Annotated in this window: 14 protein-coding genes; 5 read left to right on the plus strand and 9 right to left on the minus strand. The window is 72.8% G+C overall.

The genetic code is table 11. The features are described 5' to 3' along the window. Positions 1-54: 54 nt before the first annotated feature. The 3 genes from ACWEVO_RS11065 to ACWEVO_RS11075 all read right to left on the minus strand — a co-directional run bounded on the left by ACWEVO_RS11065 (position 55) and on the right by ACWEVO_RS11075 (position 2,210). Positions 55-1,248 (minus strand): acetyl-CoA C-acetyltransferase, encoded by a 1,194-nt coding sequence (locus ACWEVO_RS11065; RefSeq protein ID WP_452307376.1) that lies wholly within the window; start codon positions 1,246-1,248, stop codon positions 55-57. Positions 1,249-1,462: 214 nt separating this feature from the next. Beyond that, the gene (locus ACWEVO_RS11070) at positions 1,463-1,789 is read right to left on the minus strand and encodes a hypothetical protein (protein WP_452307377.1); all 327 of its coding nucleotides are present in this window, start codon (positions 1,787-1,789) and stop codon (positions 1,463-1,465) included. 88 nt (positions 1,790-1,877) lie between these two features. Beyond that, positions 1,878-2,210 (minus strand): hypothetical protein, encoded by a 333-nt coding sequence (locus ACWEVO_RS11075; RefSeq protein ID WP_452307378.1) that lies wholly within the window; start codon positions 2,208-2,210, stop codon positions 1,878-1,880. A 411-nt stretch (positions 2,211-2,621) separates the two neighbouring features. Between ACWEVO_RS11075 and mce the strand changes: the two genes are divergently transcribed. From mce to ACWEVO_RS11100, 5 genes are all read left to right on the plus strand, one after another. After that, the gene (mce, locus tag ACWEVO_RS11080; RefSeq protein ID WP_452307379.1) at positions 2,622-3,098 is read left to right on the plus strand and encodes a methylmalonyl-CoA epimerase; all 477 of its coding nucleotides are present in this window, start codon (positions 2,622-2,624) and stop codon (positions 3,096-3,098) included. A gap of 291 nt (positions 3,099-3,389) precedes the next feature. Next, the gene (ccrA, locus tag ACWEVO_RS11085) at positions 3,390-4,745 is read left to right on the plus strand and encodes a crotonyl-CoA carboxylase/reductase (protein WP_452307389.1); all 1,356 of its coding nucleotides are present in this window, start codon (positions 3,390-3,392) and stop codon (positions 4,743-4,745) included. Positions 4,746-5,021: 276 nt separating this feature from the next. Further along, positions 5,022-6,275, plus strand: coding sequence for a cell division protein DivIVA (locus tag ACWEVO_RS11090; protein WP_452307380.1), 1,254 nt, complete (start codon positions 5,022-5,024; stop codon positions 6,273-6,275). Between the two features lie 167 nt (positions 6,276-6,442). After that, on the plus strand, positions 6,443-8,545 hold the full coding sequence (locus ACWEVO_RS11095; RefSeq protein WP_452307381.1) for a hypothetical protein: 2,103 nt from the start codon (positions 6,443-6,445) through the stop codon (positions 8,543-8,545). Between the two features lie 435 nt (positions 8,546-8,980). Continuing rightward, positions 8,981-10,240, plus strand: coding sequence for an AI-2E family transporter (locus ACWEVO_RS11100; protein WP_452307382.1), 1,260 nt, complete (start codon positions 8,981-8,983; stop codon positions 10,238-10,240). 3 nt (positions 10,241-10,243) lie between these two features. Here ACWEVO_RS11100 and ACWEVO_RS11105 read toward each other — a convergent pair whose 3' ends face one another. From ACWEVO_RS11105 to ACWEVO_RS11130, 6 genes are all read right to left on the minus strand, one after another. Next, positions 10,244-11,053 carry an alpha/beta hydrolase gene (locus ACWEVO_RS11105; RefSeq protein ID WP_452307383.1) on the minus strand — a complete coding sequence of 270 codons (810 nt, stop codon included), beginning with the start codon at positions 11,051-11,053 and terminating at the stop codon, positions 10,244-10,246. A gap of 66 nt (positions 11,054-11,119) precedes the next feature. Beyond that, positions 11,120-11,446 carry a hypothetical protein gene (locus ACWEVO_RS11110; RefSeq protein WP_452307384.1) on the minus strand — a complete coding sequence of 109 codons (327 nt, stop codon included), beginning with the start codon at positions 11,444-11,446 and terminating at the stop codon, positions 11,120-11,122. A 63-nt stretch (positions 11,447-11,509) separates the two neighbouring features. Next, on the minus strand, positions 11,510-12,592 hold the full coding sequence (locus ACWEVO_RS11115) for a hypothetical protein (protein WP_452307385.1): 1,083 nt from the start codon (positions 12,590-12,592) through the stop codon (positions 11,510-11,512). Beyond that, complete coding sequence (locus tag ACWEVO_RS11120) at positions 12,589-13,083, minus strand: SigE family RNA polymerase sigma factor (RefSeq protein WP_452307386.1); 495 nt, start codon at positions 13,081-13,083, stop codon at positions 12,589-12,591. Before ACWEVO_RS11120 ends, ACWEVO_RS11115 begins: the two co-directional genes overlap by 4 nt. A gap of 41 nt (positions 13,084-13,124) precedes the next feature. Further along, a complete protein-coding gene (locus ACWEVO_RS11125) occupies positions 13,125-14,915 on the minus strand; it encodes a 3-hydroxyacyl-CoA dehydrogenase family protein (RefSeq protein ID WP_452307387.1) in 1,791 nt (596 codons plus the stop codon). A 125-nt stretch (positions 14,916-15,040) separates the two neighbouring features. Further along, positions 15,041-15,656: alpha/beta fold hydrolase (locus ACWEVO_RS11130; RefSeq protein WP_452307388.1), on the minus strand; the 616-nt coding region annotated here is incomplete at its 5' end.

A 15,656-nucleotide genomic window follows, 5' to 3' on the forward strand; every position in this document is an offset into this window, starting at 1 on the left:
GGCGCACCGAGCTGGTGGCCGCCGCCGGGACGTTCTCGAGACCTTCGCCCACGGTCAGCTCTCGGCGCCGTTCGGGACGTGGATGATCAGGGCATCGCCCTGGCCGCCGCCGCCGCAGAGCGCGGCCGCGCCGGTGCCGCCGCCCCGCCGCTTGAGCTCCAGCGCCAGGGTGAGCACCAGGCGGGCGCCGGACATGCCGATCGGGTGGCCGAGCGCGATCGCGCCGCCGTTGACGTTGACCTTGTCGAGGCTGACGCCCAGGTCACGGGTGGACTGGATGCCGACCGCGGCGAACGCCTCGTTGATCTCGATGAGGTCGAGGTCGCCGACGCCCAGGCCGGCCTTCTTCAGCGCGTGGTTGATGGCGTTGGACGGCTGGGAGTGCAGGGAGTTGTCCGGGCCCGCCACGTTGCCGTGCGCGCCGATCTCGGCCAGCCAGGTCAGCCCCAGCTCGGTGGCCTTGGCCTTGCTCATCACGACCACGGCGGCGGCGCCGTCCGAGATCGGCGAGGAGCTGGCGGCGGTGATGGTGCCGTCCTTGCTGAACGCCGGGCGGAGCTTGCCCAGCGACTCGGCGGTGGTGTCCGGGCGGATGCCCTCGTCCTCGCTGATCACCAGGGGGTCACCCTTGCGCTGGGGGATGATCACCGGGGTGATCTCGTCGGCGAAGTGGCCGTTCTTCTGGGCGGCGGCGGCGCGCTGGTGGCTAACCGCGGCGAAGGCGTCCTGCTCCTCGCGGGAAATGCCGTGCTTCGCCCCGTGCCGCTCGGTCGACTCGCCCATCGAGCAGCAGTCCCAGGCGTCGGTGAGGCCGTCCAGGGCCATGTGGTCCTTGATCGTGACGTCGCCGTACTTGTAGCCGGAGCGCTGGCCGAGCAGCAGGTGCGGGGCGTTCGTCATGGACTCCATGCCGCCGGCCACCACGATGTCGAACTCGCCGGCCCGGATGAGCTGGTCGGCCAGGGCGATGGCGTCCAGTCCGGAGAGGCAGACCTTGTTGATGGTCAGCGCCGGGGTGGACATCGGGATGCCCGCTTCGACGGCCGCCTGGCGGGCCGGGATCTGGCCCGCGCCGGCCTGGAGCACCTGCCCCATGATCACGTACTGCACCTGGTCGGGGGCGACGCCGGCCCGCTCCAGGGCCGCCTTGATCGCGATGCCACCGAGCTTGGTCGCGGGGAGGTCCTTGAGGTTGCCCAGCAGGCGCCCCATCGGGGTCCGCGCGCCGCTGACGATCACCGAAGCCATGCCTGCCTCCGAGGGGGGTGCCAAGCTGTACGCCTTAACGATTGTTAGATCGCACCATATCTGCCGCGGACAGCGACAGTACGGTGACCCCGAGCACGTCCGCAATCCGCCCAAACCATGAGCATCGATGGAATTGGTGGCGCGCCGCGCATCCGGCATCCCGGGCCCGGCCGGCCCGGCGGGCGATCCCGCAGGTCCAGGCGCGTCGGCGCGTTCAGCCCCGCGGCGGATGGCGCCGGCGCGGCGGCACCGGACCCCTGGGCGACGACGACGGCGACGGGTGAGCCGGTCGGCCGGCCACCTCGATCCGCGGGGTCCGGTCCGGCGGGAGGTGCCCCAGCTCCGCGACCACCACCACGTCGACCTTCCCCTCGATCATCATCTGCCTGACCTCGTCCCACGGTGCCGCGGTGATGATCCCGAGGAGGTCGTAGCGACACCGCCTCGCGTGCTCCAGGCAGGCCATGACGTGCGGTTCGATCCGGTGGACGTGGGAGGGGATCCAGATGGCAGCGACTGGGCGTGACAGCAGACTCACCATCCGTACTCTTCACCGTGTGCAAGTTGCAGATCAACCTTGACCCGTCCGGGTTCGCATATGCCGAACGATCGATGAGGTGGCGCCCGGGTCAGCCATCGTGCGTCCCATCGTGCTGCCAGCGGAGGTGGTCGTCGAGGCGGGCCTCCACCCCCTTGAGGCGGCGCTCCGCGTCGTTGACCGCGTCCCGCAGCGTGCCCGCACCGTTCGGGTGCAGCTCCGTCTCGATCCGCCGCAGCCGCTCCGGCACCCCCGGGACGGCGTCGTGGCCCGGCCTGGCCGGCACCCCGTACCAGTCCTGACGGAACTCCTCGTTCTGCCGGGCCAGGCGACGCAGCGGCCGGCTCACCGTCACGGCCAGGGTCAGCCCGCTGAGGATCGCACCCAGCACCACACCGGCTGCCGCCCACTGCTCCAGCGTCATGCCGCGCGCTCCGCGGGCGGCGTCGTCCGGTGGCGGGACGCTCTGGCGTCCGGTGCGTTGCCGCGCTTCTTCGGTGCCGTGCGCACGGCTCGGACCTCCCCGAGTCCGGTCGGTGCCCCCGTGCCGGGCCGCGAGCGCTGGCCGGGGGGCGACCATTGCTGATGAGCGTGCCGGTTTGCATCCTGCTCGCCACCGGTCCAGCGGGGCATCGTCCGCCAGCAGGACGGTGGGAACGCGGCCGACCGCTGCTCGGGCGTACGGAGGATGCCGGCCCGATGAGCTCCCTCCGGGTTCGGCCGTTCGGCCGAGGCTCCCGCCGAGGGCGTCGGGGCATGGTCCGTTCCGTGGGAGTGACATGCCCGACTGGTTGCGGCCTCCCTCCGGAACGATCGTTCGGTCAGACTTGTCCCCATGGCTGAGAACTCCCCCGTCGAGCCCGCCGCCGACGTCGTCACGGACATCGGTCTGCGCCGCATCGACCACGTCGGGATCGCCGTGGCCGACCTGGACGCCGCGATCGACTTCTACGCCCGCACCTTCGGGATGCGCTGCGTGCACACCGAGACCAACGAGGAACAGGGCGTCCGCGAGGCGATGCTGGCGGTCGGCCCGACCACCGAGGGCGGCTGTCTCCAACTGCTCGCCCCGCTGTCGCCCAGCTCGACGATCGCGAAGTTCCTGGACCGCAACGGGCCGGGGGTGCAGCAGGTGGCGTACACCGTCGCCGACATCGACGCGGCCTGCGCGGCGCTGCGCGAGCGGGGGGTGCGTCTGCTCTACGAGGCCCCGAAGCGCGGCACCGCCGACTCGCGGATCAACTTCGTGCACCCGAAGGACGCCGGCGGGGTGCTGGTCGAGCTGGTCGAGCCCGCCGCGACCGGACACTGAGCCGCCTCGTCCCGCCCGTGACCGGCGGGCGGGACACCGTCCCAGCAGCCGGGAACGAGCGCGGCGGTGCGCGGTTCCGCGTTCCCACGGACACCTCCACGCATCGGCGGATGCAGTTTTTCACACAGGACTTCCGACCCTAGCTACCGTTCAGTAACGTCCGGCCCCACAGGAACGCGACCGGTGCCGGATGTGTCGATTGCCGACATGGCGGTCCCGTCGCACCGGCGCCGACGATGGCAGCACCCCTGCCCGCCCCCGGTGCGGGTGCGCAACGAACGGGAGGTCACCGTGCAGGACATCCTCGAAGCGATCATGGCGGCGGAGGGCTCCGCGCAGCCGGAGCGGGAACTCGCCGGCCTCGCCGGCCTGCCGGTACCGGAGACCTACCGGGGCGTGGTGGTCCGCGCCGAGGACACCCGGATGTTCGACGGCATGGCCACCCGCGACAAGGACCCGCGCAAGGCGCTGCACGTCCAGGACGTGCCGACCCCGGAGCTCGGCCCGGGCGAGGCGCTGGTGGCGGTGATGGCCAGCGCCATCAACTACAACACCGTCTGGACGAGCATCTTCGAGCCACTGCCCACGTTCAAGTTCCTTCAGCGCTACGGCCGGCTCTCCGAGCTGACCCGCCGGCACGACCTGCCGTACCACGTGGTGGGGTCGGACGCCGCCGGCGTGGTGCTGCGGACCGGGCCCGGAGTGACCCGCTGGAAGGCCGGCGACGAGGTGGTCGCGCACTGCCTCTCGGTCGAGCTGGAGGACGCGGCCGGCCACGACGACACCATGCTCGACCCGCAGCAGCGGATCTGGGGCTTCGAGACCAACTTCGGCGGCCTGGCCGAGCTGGCCGTGGTCAAGGCCAACCAGCTGATGCCCAAGCCCCGCCACCTGAGCTGGGAGGAGGCGGCCAGCCCGGGGCTGGTCAACTCCACCGCGTACCGCCAGCTGGTCTCGCACCACGGCGCGAACATGAAGCAGGGCGACGTGGTGCTGATCTGGGGCGCCTCCGGCGGCCTCGGCGGATACGCCACCCAGATGGCGCTCAACGGCGGCGCGATCCCGGTCTGCGTGGTCTCCTCGCCGGAGAAGGCCGAGCTGTGCCGCAAGATGGGCGCCGAACTGGTCATCGACCGCACCGCCGAGGGCTTCCGGTTCTGGAAGGACGAGGAGACCCAGGACCAGGACGAGTGGCGCCGGTTCGGCGAGCGGATCCGCGAGCTGACCGGCGGCGAGGACCCGGACATCGTCTTCGAGCACCCCGGCCGGGAGACCTTCGGCGCCAGCGTGTACGTCGCCAAGAAGGGCGGCACGATCGTCACCTGCGCCTCCACCAGCGGCTACCTGCACCAGTACGACAACCGCTACCTCTGGATGCATCTCAAGCGGATCGTCGGCAGCCACTTCGCCAACTACCACGAGGCGTGGCAGGCCAACCGCCTGGTGGCCCTGGGCAAGGTGCACCCGACCGTGTCGAAGACCTACCCGCTGGAGCAGACCGGCCAGGCCGCGTACGAGGTGCACCGCAACGCGCACCAGGGCAAGGTCGGGGTGCGCTGCCTCGCCCCGTCCGACGGCCTCGGCGTCCGGGACACCGAGCTGCGGTCCCGGCACGAAACGGCGATCAACCGGTTCCGCGGTCACTGACCCGTCCGGCTGATCCCGGCACGACCAAAGCGCGGAGTGGGCATTGCCTTTTCATCGCGCCGGACACCATTCGATTGCCGTCCGACAAAGGGCCGCGGGCGATCCGCCCGCGGCCTTTTCGTGCTCACTCCGGGTGACGTCCGGCGCGCCCGGGAGCTGCCAAGATCGCCGTTTGGTCCGGTCCCGTCGGACCGGCGGAGTTGACCATGTAATGAGGACACGAAAGCTCCGCACCGCTCTTGCGAAGCACCCTGGGGCGTCTGCCAGTATGTCCCAATGCCCCAGCAGCAGTCCTCCCCTCTTGCGTTCTTCGACAACGCGAACTCCCAGCCCGATTTCACGGTCACCCTGCGCGGATACGAAAAGGGTCAGGTCGACGACTTCATCGGCCGGCTCAGCGCCGCGCTGACCCAGTCCGAGCAGGCCCGCGCCGAGGCCGAGCAGCGGATGAACGACGCCCAGCGCCGGCTCCGCCAGGCCGAGCAGCGCCAGAGCGCGCTCGAGCAGAAGCTCGCCGACACCAACAAGCAGCTCGAGGAGAACAGCCGGCCGACCCTCTCCGGCCTGGGCACTCGCGTCGAGCAGATCCTCCGGCTGGCCGAGGAGCAGGCCAACGACCACCGCAACGAGGCCAAGCGGGAGTCGGAGGGCATCCTCTCCGCCGCCCGGCTGGAGGCGCGGGAGATCACCGACAAGGCGCGCGCCGAGGCGGCCGCCATGAAGGCCACCGCCGAGCGGGAGGCGGGCAGCGTCCGGACGGCCGCCGAGCGCGAGGCCGCCGAGGTCCGGGTGCAGGCCCGCCGCGAGGCCGACACGCTGCGCGCCGACGCCGACCGGGAGACCAAGCAGCTGCGTACGGTCACCGCGCACGAGGTGGCCGAGCTCAAGTCCACGGTCGAGCGTGAGGTCGCCACCCTGCGGGCCACCGCGGAGCGGGAGATCACCCAGCAGCGGGCGAAGGCGGCCCGGGAGGCCGAGGAGAAGCGCGCCGAGGCGACCAAGCTGCTCACCGACGCCCGGGACAAGCGGGACAAGGACCTGCAGGCCCTGGAGCTCCAGCTCGCCGAGCGACGCGAGAAGGCCGAGCGCGAGGAGTCGGAGCGGCACGCCGCCCAGGTCGCGCAGACCCAGAAGCTGGTCAGCGAGGCCGAGCAGCGCGCCCGGGCCGCCCAGGAGCGGGCCAAGGAGATCGAGCAGCGGGCCGAGGCCCGCCGGATCGAGTCCGAGCGCACCGCCAACGAGACGGTGGACAAGGCCAAGGCGCTGGCCGACAAGACGCTCAGCGAGGCGAAGGCCGAGGCGCAGCGCGTGCTCAACGAGGCCCGCACCGAGGCCGAGCTGACCACCCAGGCGGCCCGCCGCGAGGTCGAGGACCTGACCCGGCAGAAGGACGCCGTCACCTCCCAGCTCGGTCAGATGCTCTCCGGTCTGGCCGGCATCGTGCCGGGCGTGCCGCAGGCCGGGGCCAAGCCGGAGGCGGCCAAGGCCGGCGGCTCCGACGAGAAGGTCACCGCCGAGTCGGCGAGCTGAGCACCACCCGCAACGGGGCATGAGCCGCGGCGCGGGGTGACACCGGGTGACCGGTGCCGCCCCGCGCCGTCATGCTTTCCGGTCCGTTTCGCCACCTCAGTGAAGTAGGTCCCAACAGGGGCGTCCGTATCGCCCCAGCAGAGCCGGATGCGTGTGAGGATGGGGGCATGTCGCACGGCGAGGAACTGTTCGCGCTCGGCGGTGATGTGACCACGGAGCCCAGCTTCGAGTCCGCGCTGCGGGGTTACGACAAACGACAGGTCGACCGGTACGTGGCTCGTGCCGAGCACGAGATCGCGGCGCTGACGGGCGAGCGGGAGCAGGCGTACACCCAGATCCACAAGCTGGCCGGCCAGGTGGAGGTCCTGCAACGCGACCTCGCCCAGGTGCGCAAACAGTCGGGTGTGGTCGACCGGGCGTCCTTCCGGCACCTCGGTCCCCGGGTCGAGCAGATCCTCACCATGGCCGAGGAGCAGGCGGACGAGATCCTCGCCGCCGCCAACGAGGAGATCGAGGCCCGCCGGGCCACCGCCGAGCACATCATCGAGGAGGCCCGGGAGCAGGCCGCCCAGGCGCTGAAGGACTTCGAGATCGCCCTCGCCGCCCGCCGGGCCGAGGAGGAGCGGCACACCGCCACCCGCAAGGCCGAGGCGGAGTCCACCCTCAAGGCCGCCCGGGACGAGGCCGCGAAGCTGCGGAAGGACGCGCAGGCCGCGCTGGCCGCGGCGCAGCAGGAGGCCACCCAGCTCCGGGACACCGCCAAGGAGATCCACTCCCGGGCCCAGCAGGAGGCCGCACGGCTGCGCGAGACGGCCAAGGAGGCGCTGGCCAAGGCCCAGCAGGAGGCCACCCAGCTCCGCGAGGCGGCCAAGGAGGTGCACGGCAAGGCCCAGCAGGAGGCGAAGCGCCTCACCGAGTCCGCGGCCGAGGCCGGCCGGGCCACCCACGCGAAGGCGCTCGCCGAGGCCAAGAAGATCGTCGACGACGCGGAGGAGGCGGCGAAGGCCACCCGGGGCCGCGCGCGGACCGAGGCCAACCGGCTCACCAGCGAGGCAGCCGAGGCCGGCAAGCGCAACCGCGCCGAGGTCGAGGCGTACGTGCAGCGGATGCGCAGCGAGACCGAGGCGTACGTGCAGCAGGCCCGGGCGCAGACCCAGCAGGAGCTGGGCGCCTGGCGGGCCGGCGTGGAGCAGGAGGTCAAGTCCCGGCGCGAGGCGGCCGAGAAGGAGCTGGCCCAGCGCCACGCCGCCGCCGAGCAGGACTACGCCAAGCGCCGCGACGAGCTCGACAAGCAGCACAAGAAGCGGCACGACGAGCTGGAGCAGACGTACGCCGCCCGCCGGCAGGAGGTCGAGCAGGGCGCCGCCACAATCCGGCAGGCCGCGGAGCAGGACGCGCTGACCATGCGCCGGCGGGCCGAGGCGGAGGCAGCCGAGCTGCTGAAGCGCGCCGAGGCGGACGCCACCGACCGGCGCCGCAAGGCCGACGAGCACGTCGCCGCGTCCCGTCGGCAGTTCGAGGAGTACGCGGCCACCACGCAGCAGCACCTGGCCACCACGCAGCAGCACCTGGCCGCCACCCAGCAGGAGGTGGCCGCCGGCCGGCAGCAGCTCGCCCAGGTGATGCTGGAGATCGCCCAGGCCCAGCAGGAGCTGGCCGACCTGCGCACGGAGACCTGGAAGTCGCGGCAGGAGTCGGACGACCTCCAGCGCCGGCTGGCGGAGCTGCGGATCGCGGGCGCGGGGCTCACCGCCACGCCGGTGGACCCCGACGAGCTGGCCGCCGCGGCCGGTGGCGACGGCGGGCCGACGGCCGGGCCGGAAGCACCCCCGACGGGCACCGACACGCCGGCCGCCGGGAAGGGCTCGGCAACCGTGACCGCCCGGGGCACGGCGGCCGTCTCCCCGAACGGCAGCGGGCCGGCAACGGCCCCCGGCCCGGCCACGGCGACCGAACCGGTGACGGCCACGGACCCGGCGACCGCCACCGAGCCGGCCACGGCGGACGTGGAACCGGCTGCCGGAACGGAATCCGGCGCGAACGCCGGCAAGGCCCGGCCGGTCGCCGAACCGGTCACCACGGTGGACGGCGGCGCGGCCGCGGGCGGCGTGGACGGCGAGCCGACGGTGGCCGCCGTACCGGGCGAGGGTGGCCGGGGCGCCACCCCCACGAAGATCACCAGCACCGGTGAGAACGGCAAGCGTCCGACGAAGCCGACCACCGACGAGCGCAGCGCCAAGCCGAGCACGGTCACCGTCGACAAGGAGTGACCACACCGGAGTCGGATCGGGGACCGGGCCCCCACCGACAGGTGCGGACCGCCCGGCGACCGGCACCGCGCCGCCGGGAGGACCGTGTCGGCGCGTCGCCGGCCCCGCGCCACCGCCCGGCGGCTTCCAAACCGGTCTCGCCGCGCCGCCCGGTCGGTCCCACGCCGGCGTCCCGCGCCCCACCGGCCGACCTAGCCACCAGAGTTCGGCCCACCGCCGGCCGACCGATGCATTGCCCGGAGGCTACGAACTTGATGACGTGAACGACTCGGCTCGGTTGAGTCATTTCCGTCATCAAGTTCGTAGCTGTTCGCGAACCCGGGTCGCCCGGGAAGGGATGGTCGGCGGGCGACACTGCGGCTACCCTCCGGGCAGGAGATCGCGGATCACGCGATCCGCCGTCAGGTACGCCGGGGCGGGATCCGGGGAGGTCGCGTGACGCAGAACGGGCCGTCGGGCGAGGCGCTGCCGGAGGACCAGGACCCGCTGGACGCGCTGCGCCCCGAGCCGGAGCCCGGGACCGACGCCGGGCCCGCGGCCGGAGGCAAGGGCGAGCCCGGGACCGGGAGCACGGGCGAGGACGGAGCCACACCGGCCGCTGGTCGGCCGGACAGCGACGCCGAGGAGCCGACCGAGTTCGAGCCGAGCGGGCGGTTCGGGGTACCGGGCAAGCCGCTGCGGCGCAGCAGCTTCCTGGTCGGCTTCACCGGGGCGCTCGGCGTGTTCCTGGCGTACGCGGTCTTCCTGGGCGTCCGCAACTCCGCCGGCATCCTGGTGCTGGTGCTGATCGCGCTCTTCCTCGCGGTCGGCCTGCACCCGGCGGTGGTCCGGCTCCGCAACTGGGGGCTGCCGCACGGGCTGGCGGTGGCGGTGGTGACGCTGACCCTGGTGCTGCTGATCGTCGGCGGCCTGCTGGCTCTGGTGCCGCCGGTGGTGACGCAGTCCGGGCAGTTCATCGACCACCTCCCCGGCTACGTGGAGGACCTGCGCCGCAACCCGACGGTCAACGACCTCGTCGAGCGGTACGACGTGGTGCAACGGGTGCAGTCCGTGGCGAACGCCGGCAACCTCGGCCGGGTCCTCGGCGGCGTGCTCGGCGGGGCGCAGCTGATCTTCGGCACCCTCTTCCGGGCGCTGACCATCCTGGTGCTGACCATCTACTTCCTGGCCTACTTCGACCGGCTGCGCGACCTCGGGTACGCGCTGGTCCCGCGCTCCCGGCGGCCACGGGTCCGGCTGATCGGCGACGAGATCCTGACCCGGGTCGGCGCGTACATGGTGGGGGCGCTCGCCATCGCGGTGCTGGCCGGGGCGAGCACCTTCGTCTTCGCGTTGGTGGTCGGCCTGCCGTACCCGTTCGCGCTGGCCGTGGTGGTCGCGGTGACCGACCTGATCCCGCAGATCGGGGCGACCCTGGGCGCGGTGGTGGTGACCCTGGTCGGCCTCGCCACCGACCTGCCGATCGGCGTGGCCTGCCTGGTCTTCTTCGTGATCTACCAGCAGGTGGAGAACTACCTCATCTACCCGAAGATCATGCGCCGGGCGGTCTCGGTCAACGAGGTGGCGGCGCTGCTCGCCGCGCTGCTGGGGGTGTCGCTGCTGGGCGTGGTCGGCGCGCTGATCGCGATCCCGACGGTGGCCGCCCTCCAGCTCATCCTCCGCGAGGTGGTCCTTCCCCGGCAGGATTCCCGATGACGGTCAGCCGGCCCGCCGCTGCTGCGGGCCGGGCACCGGGGTGTCGGCGAACGCGGCCACCGTGCGGTCCGCGTACGCGCTGACGTCACCCGTCTCCATCGGGCCGTCCCAGGTCGTGGGCAGCGGCACCGGCACGGCCGGGTTGACCCGCCGGACGATCTCGTCGAGCACGGTCTCCGCGTCGCCGACCCAGAGGTGCTTGGCGCCGGGTACCCCGACGACCTCGGCCTGCGGCACGGCCGCGAAGCGCTGCCGGGCCTCCTCCGGGCGCAGGTAGTCGTCGAACTCGGGCACCAGCGCGGTGAGCGGCCGGCCCGACTCCGCCCAGACGGCGAGGTCCTCCGGCGTGGAGAAGCGCAGCGGCGGGGAGAGCAGGATGGCTCCGGCCACCGCCGGGTCGCAGCCGTACCTGAGCGCCAGGTCGGTGCCGAACGACCAGCCCACCAGCCAGATGTTCGGCAGCTCGGCGAACTCGGCGTACTCGATCGCGGCGGCCACGTCGTAGCGCTCGCCGACGGCGTTGTCGAACGCGCCCTCGCTGGTGCCGCGGACGCTGCTGGTGCCGCGGGTGTTGAACCGGAGCACCGCCAGGTCCGCCAGGGCCGGCAGCCGCCAGGCCGCCTTGCGGAACACGTGGCTGTCCATCATCCCGCCGTGGGTGGGCAGCGGGTGCAGGCAGACCAGGGTGCCGGCCGGCTCCCGGTCCAGCGGGCGGGCCAGCTCACCGACCAGGGTCAGTCCGTCGGCGGTGTGCAGCTCGATGTCCTCCCGGTGGCCGGGCAGGATCGACGACGCACGGATCGGTGTGCTCACCGTCCCAGTTTCCCGCGCCGCCGCGCCCGCCGCCCGCCGGGGCGGAAACAGGGTGATCCAGATCGCTCAGCCGTGCCGCGGGGCGCTGCGGCCGCGCTGGAGGTTCGGCCCGCGCCGGTCCCGGGCCCGCCAGCAGCCGCTGTGCCAGTGCCGCCGGTCGGTCAGGTCACCCCGGTCGTCGGCCGGCCAGGCGACCACGTGCGCCACGCCCGGGCGGATCTCCTGGTCACAGCCGGGGCAACGGTACGTCTTGACCGACGCCCCGCCGCTGATCCCGCGTACCTGCCAGTCGCCGTCGCGCCACTGCTGGACGGTCGGCACGCCCTGGCGTACCCGCTCGGAGTCCAGCTGGGGGTTCTCGTCCCGGCGAGGCCGGTTGCGACGGGGGCTCACGGTCACCAAGCGTACGGGCCGCCGGCCGGACCGGCCCGGGTCGGGCGGCCCGGCCGGCGCCGGTCACTTCCAGGTCTCCGGGTCGGTCAGCTCCTTCGCCACCTGCGTTCCGGCCAGAACGCTCGTCGCGTCGGCCTCGGTGAAGTCCAGTTGGCTCTGGTGCGCGTGATCGTCCGGAAACGGCCAGCCGAACTCGGCGCTCAGGTGTGCTCTCGGAAGGCCGAGCAGTTCGAGCTTCCTGCCGTCTGGATAGAGGTAGGCGGGACGGCCACGGACAGTGCGATTGCTCTCCGCGCGGTCGGTCGCGATCTGGGCCCCGTACTCCAATCGCACCCACATGTTCGCCGATGGCTCGCGGTACAGGACGAGCTCGACGTGGAGACCGCCGGGGAAGGCGGTGGCGTCGACGGAGCAGGTGGCCATCTTCGCGCCCTCCGGCAGCACGCTCAGCCGCAGCGGTGCGTCGCACCGGCGTGCCTCATCCCAGCGCAGGGCGTTCACGGCCTTGGTCAGCATGCCCCGATCGGTGCTGCCGAGCATGCTCGCCCGGGCGTACAGGCCGGCGACCGGCTGCCAGGCCTTGACGAGGCCGCCGGCACCGTTGCGGAACTGCCGGACGACGCCGTCGAAGGTCACCGGGACCACGCCCTGCTCGACGGGGAGGCCATCGAGCAGAAGCTCGTGGACCGCCTGGGCGGAGCGGCTCACCTCCACCAGGACCGGCGGTCCACCCCCGACCCGCAACCGGACCGACTCGACCTGGTTCGAGCCGTAGACGGCCCAGCTCAGGTAGCGGGCCCGGCTGGTGTCCACGCCCAGGTGGAGCACCTGTGTGTCGGTGCCGACCAGGTCGGGGCGCTGGGCCGCACCCGGCACCCCGTCGGCCCGGGGCGGCACCGGAGCGGCGGCGGCCGGCGTGGCGCCGGCCCACGGCAACCGGCCCGAAAGCCCGCCGAGGTCCGTGCCGGTCACGCCGACGAAGCCGAGCACCCCCACCAGGGCCAGGGCGGTGCCGGTGGCGGCCCGGCGGCGTAGCTGGCGGCGCCGCCCCCGGGCCCGGGACGTCCGCAGCAGGCGGTGGGTGTCGGTCTCTCCCTCGGCGCGTTCCCGCAGCACCGAGGCGATCCGCTGGTCGAGGTCGGTCACGGCCGGCTCCCCTGGGTCGTCGGGGCGCCGCAGCGCTCCCGGAGGTGGGCGAGCGCCCGCATCGCGTGGGTACGGACGGTGACCGGCGAGCAGTCGAGGATCTGGGCGATCGTGACGTCGTCCAGATCCTCGTAGTAGCGCAGCACCAGCACCGCGCGCTGGCGGTCGGGCAGGCCGAGGATCAGCCGCCACAGGGCGTCCCGCTCGGCGGTCTCCCCGCCCAGATCGCCCCGGTCGGCCCGGTCGGCGAAGGTGTCCACGGCCACCTCGCGGCTGGACCGGCGCCGCCACCACGAGTTGTTGGCGTTCACCAGCATCCGGCGCACGTACACGTCGGGCCGGTCGGCCCGGGCGATCCGGCGCCAGTGCACGTACGCGCGCGCCAGCACGTCCTGCGTCAGGTCCTCGGCGCGGTGCTCGTCACCGGTCAACAGCCGGGCCAGGCGGATCAGGGCCGGGCCGCGGCTGCCGACGTACTCCTCGAAGGTCACACCCTCAGGACGCCCTCACCGGCGTCCGGTGTTGACCCGGATCAGCGGTTCGTGTGGTCGCGGAAGCCACGGCCGCTCTTGCGGCCGAGGTAGCCGGCGGTGACCAGGTGCTCCAGCAGCGGCGCGGGGGCGAACCCCGGCTCGCGCAGCTCCAGGTAGAGCTCCCGCTGGATGGCCAGCGAGACGTCCAGCCCGACCACGTCCAGCAGCTCGAACGGGCCCATCGGGTAGCCGCAGCCGAGCTTCATCGCGTGGTCGATGTCGTCGGCGGTGGAGTAGCTCGCCTCCAGCATCTTGACCGCGTCGTTCAGGTACGGGAAGAGCAACGCGTTGACGATGAAGCCGGACCGGTCCCCGCAGACCACGCCGGTCTTGCCCAGCGCCGCGCAGACCGCGCGGGCGGTGGCCGTGGTCTCCGCCGAGGTACGGATGGTCCGCACGATCTCCACCAGCGGCATGATCGGCGCCGGGTTGAAGAAGTGCAGGCCGACGACGTCGGCCGGGCGCTGGGTGGCCATCGCCACGTCGATCACCGGCAGCGACGAGGTGGTGGTGGCGAGCACGACGCCCGGCTTGCAGATCTCGTCGAGGCTGGCGAAGAGGGCCTTCTTGACGCTCAACTCCTCGACCACCGCCTCGACCACCAGGTCGACGTCGGCGAGGTGCTCCAGGGTGGCCGACCAGGTGACCCGGCCCAGCGCGGCGTCCCGGTCGGCCTCGCTGAGCTTGCCCCGGACCACGCCCTTGTTCAGCGAGGTCTTGACCGCCTCGCAGACCTTGGCGGACTTCTCCGCGCCCCGGGTCACCGAGATGACCTCGTACCCGGCCTTGGCGAAGACCTCGATGATGCCGGTCGCCATGGTGCCGGAGCCGACCACGCCGACCTTCGCGACGACCCGGGCGCCCTCGGCGAGCGCGGCGTCCGCCGCCACCGGGGTGTGCTCGTCCGGTACGACCTTCGGCGAGCCCGGCCGCTCGTAGGTGTAGAAGCCCCGGCCGGACTTCCGGCCGAGCAGCCCGGCGGTGACCATCTGCTTGATCAGCGGCACCGGGGCGTGCCGGCGGTCCCGGCCGCCGCGCCGGTACATGGTGTCCAGGATCTCGTACGCGGTGTCCAGGCCGATCAGGTCCATCAACGCGAGCGGCCCCATCGGCAGCCCGCAGCCGAGCTTCATCGCGGCGTCGATGTCCTCGCGGGTGGCGTAGCGCGCCTCGAACAGGCTCACCGCGTGGTTCAGGTAGCCGAAGAGCAGCGCGTTGGCGATGAAACCGGCGCGGTCGCTGATGGTCACGTCGACCTTGCCGAGCCGCTCGCAGAGCGCCTCCACGTCGGCGACCACGTCGGCCGAGGTGACCACCGTCCGGACCACCTCGACCAGCTTCATCACCGGCGCCGGGTTGAAGAAGTGGATGCCGATGACCTGGTTGGGCCGGGTGGTGGCGACCGAGATCTCGGTGACGCTCAGCGAGGAGGTGTTGGTGGCCAGGATCGCCTCGGGCTTGCAGACCCGGTCCAGCTCGGCGAAGATCCGCTGCTTCAGGTCCAGGTGCTCCGGTACGGCCTCGACGACCAGGTCCACCGAGTGCAGCGCGTCCAGCCCGACCTGGAAGTCGACCCGGCTCAGCAGGGCGTCCCGGTCGGCCTCGGCGAGCTTGCCCTTGGCCACCGCCCGGTCGGTCGAGCCGGTGAGGGTGGCCCGGCCGCGCTCCAGGGCGGCCTCGGAGATCTCCACGGCCGTCACGTCGATGCCGTTGCGGGCGAAGACCTCGACGATGCCGGCACCCATGGTGCCCAGACCCACCACACCCACTCTGGTGAACTCGCGCGCCACGACCGGCCTCCCCTGGGTTGACTCCGCCACTGCCGACATGAACGGCGGCTAAGGTTATGCGCCGGAGTCTGCCACGTGACGCTCCGTTGTCGAGACGCCGTGGGATATTTCACGGTCCGGGCGGTTCAGACCGTCGTCGGCACCCCCGCGAGGGCCAGCAGCTCGGCCACGAACTCGCCCGGCCGCTCCAGGTGCGGGCTGTGCCCGCAGCCGGGCAGCACCACCTCCCGGTACGTTCCGCCGTTCGCCGCGTACCGCTCCAGCACCGCCCGGGTCTGCCCGATCATCGGCTGCGGCGGGCACTCGTCCGCCCCCGGCCAGCCGGGCACCACGCCCAGCGACCCCAGGTACGCCAGGTCGAAGAGCGAGGTGTCCGAGACGATCACGTCGGCGTCACCGCGTACCCAGGTCACCGGCGCCTTCTCCGGGACGGCGACCAGCTCGTCGGCGACCCGGAACCAGGCCGGCGCCAGGGCGTTGAGCACGCCGCGTTCCCCGGCCGCGGTGCCCGGCCAGTGCGCGGAGGGGACCGCGGTGCCGGGGTAGTTGCCGTCGCCGGTGGCGGTGCTGAGCAGGCTGTCCAGCAGCAGCTCCTCGTCCGCGCCGAGCGACGCCGGGTCGGCCACGTACGCCGACCGCAGCACGTTGCGCGGGCTGGTCGGGCCGTCCTCGCCCCGGTCCCCGGCGGCCAGCCGGGCCACGAAGTCGGGGTTGGCGGTGCCGCCGCCGGTGCCGGCGAAG

This window comes from Micromonospora sp. NPDC003776, from assembly GCF_053605645.1.